Here is a 2,718-nt window from a genome sequence, read left to right as displayed (position 1 = left end):
CAGTTCGAGGAATTCTTGGCGAACGAGATTGCCGGAGACGTCATAGGCATAGCCGATGGCTTCATCGACAGTGGTGAGGGGAACGCCGAACTGTGTCCAGTCATGTGTGGTGCGGCTGTATTCCTCACGCACCAGTCGGCCGCTGACATCATAGCGGAAGGTGCGATCGACGCCTGTTGTATCTACAAGGTCGGTGAGGCCGGTGGTGGTCTGTTGCAGCCGACCGCCCGCGCCATAGACGTGACGGGTGATGCGCTGATCGCCATTGCCCGCGCCAACCTGGCGCAACATGGTCAGATTGCCGAGCCCGTCATATTCGTAAGTGACCCTGGGTGTGACAAACGCACCCGTGTGATCGGTGTAGCCCTGGCGCCGTTCTTGTGTCAGGCGGCCACCCGCATCATAGAAATAGGTCTTGGTGTCGCCCGTGGCCTCGGTCTTGGTCTTGACCTGACCGAGAGCATTATAGGTGTAGGTAACGGTGGATGTAACGTTGTCATACCGATCCCCTTGGTCGGGCATGCCGATATAGATATCCGCATGGGCCGTGCGCACCGAGAGGCGACTGGACGTCAGGCGCTGACCGAGATGGTCATAGGTAAAGAGGGTTTGCCTATCCAGTGAGGATATCGCGGGGCGTTCGTCGGGGAAGCTGGCGGTCGGAGTAAGAGCGGTGCCATAACGGCGCTCTTCGGTCACATTGCCGTTTTCGTCATAGCTCCAGTCTGTCCAGTAGTGCGCTGCATCGACCTGAACCGTCCTGCGGCCAAGGCCGTCATAGGCTGTGCGTGTGGTATTGCCATTGGCGTCGACCATCTGTGTGACATTGCCCACGGCATCATAGGTGTAGGTGGAGACGGCATCCGCGAAGCCGAGTGTATAGCTGCCACCACTGAGCGCCCCTGTTTCCACATTGTGCAGGGTCTGGCTCAGAACGCGATTATTCTTGTCGTAAACGAAGCTTGTTTCCGAGTATTCGGCGCCCTGTGCAGGCGTTGCAGGCCCCGATGCATGATCCGTTGGCAAGGCGATTGTCGCCTGATTGTAAAGGAAGCTCCGCTCAACATTGCCATTGGCATCGAAAACCGTGTGCGACAGCCAGCCTTCACCGGTGCCGGTCGTCTGGACCATGGCATGGGTCTGGCGATCATGTACATCAAACCAGAACAGGGACCGACGCCCTGCGGCATCGACCTGCTCGATCAGATTGCCATGGATGTCATAGGCATACGTCTCTTCCGGACGGGTCGAGACCGGGCCGGATGTGGCAGAGGTATAGGCGTCGACCGCATCACCCAGCTTGCGGACCATGCGGTTCCCGGCATCATACTCAAATGTGGTCTGGCGCTGTTCCGACAGGCCAAAGGCCTCGGTTTCGCGGGTCAGGTTTCCGCGAAGATCATACTCATAGCGGGTGATGATGAGTTCACCCTCCGCGGTCGTGACCGGGGCTGTTGTGGAGATGATCTGTCCGCGCGCATTGTAGGTATTGAGCGTGATGCCGCCCGCCTTGTTGGTGACCTCGATCTGCTCGCCGAAGGCATTGAGACCGTAGGTTTCGCTGTGTCCTTCCGCATCCGTGGTGGTCGTCAGACGACCGGCGGTGTCATAGACAAAATGGGTCACCGCATCATCGGCCGCGCTGACCGTGCGGGTTGGGGCCAGCTGATCCGCCGTGAGTGCAGCACGATCGGTGAGCGAGTACGGGTCCTGGTATCTGACGATGTTCAGGATATTGCCGACACCGTCATACTCGGTGCGGGTCAGATAGCCTTCCGCATCGATCGTGGCTTCCGCACGCCCCAACTCGTCGTAATAGGTGTAACTGGAATGGCCCAGAGCATCGGTTGTTTTCCAGACCAGGCCGAACGCATTGTATTCAAACGTCGTCTCGTTCAACTCGGCGTTGAGGCGCGAGATAACGGCGCCGCGCTTGTCGAGTGTTTCAACAATCTGGTGTCCGCGTGGATCGATGTGGGTGATCGTGCGATTGACGTCGTCATAGAGTGTTTGGCTGACCAAACCGTCTCGCGTGGTCCGGGTGATGCGGCCTAGGCCATCATACTCAAACTGCGCGGTTCGCGTGGACCCGGAGGGCCGCAGGGCATCCAGCCCCAGGGCGCGATCGACGGGCAAGGCGATGGCCGTGTCGAAGACAGTCGTGCTCTCAACAGAGCCGTCATTGTAATAGCTGTGTTCCACCCATTTGCCGAGCGGGTCGACGCTGGCGACCAGACGGCCTGAGCCATCATACCACATATGAGTGGACAGGCCGGCGGCATCGATGATCTCGATAACGTTTCCGGCCTGGTCATAAACCCGCTCTTCAACAGCACTGCTCACGTCTGTGAGACCGGTGACACTGTCGTAAACCGAGGAGGCGGGGAGAATGGTCTTTGTCAGCCGGTCGGCTGCATCATACTCGAACGTGGTGATGCGTTGTTCCGGGGCACCGTCGGCCAGAATGATCTGGGTTTGATTGCCGCGCTCATCATAGACATAACGATTGACGACCGGTTGCCCGTTCGACGTGGTTGCGGGCAGGGTCTCGGTTTCAAGCCGGCCGAGCGCATCATAGGTGTAGGATGTCACACCATTGAGCGGGCTCGTGCGTGTCTCCAGCTCGCCAAAACCGTTATAGGTCAGGGTTTCGACAAAACCCTCAGCATTGGTGATTTCGGTGACGCGGCCCAGTGCGTCATAGGTGTATTGGGTCGT

At 58.7% G+C, this 2,718-nt stretch carries 1 protein-coding gene; it reads right to left on the bottom strand.

The genetic code is table 11. The annotated features are described in order from the left end of the window. A partial coding sequence (locus RMQ97_RS15460; protein ID WP_413661800.1) for a hypothetical protein occupies window positions 1-2,718 on the bottom strand: 2,718 nt, incomplete at both ends.

Origin of the sequence: Maricaulis sp. D1M11 (assembly GCF_047308265.1) — a bacterium.
Taxonomy (GTDB): Bacteria; Pseudomonadota; Alphaproteobacteria; order Caulobacterales; family Maricaulaceae; genus Maricaulis.
The sequence above is the reverse complement of the archived record's forward strand: the minus strand, read 5'-3'. Positions and strand labels throughout refer to the sequence as shown.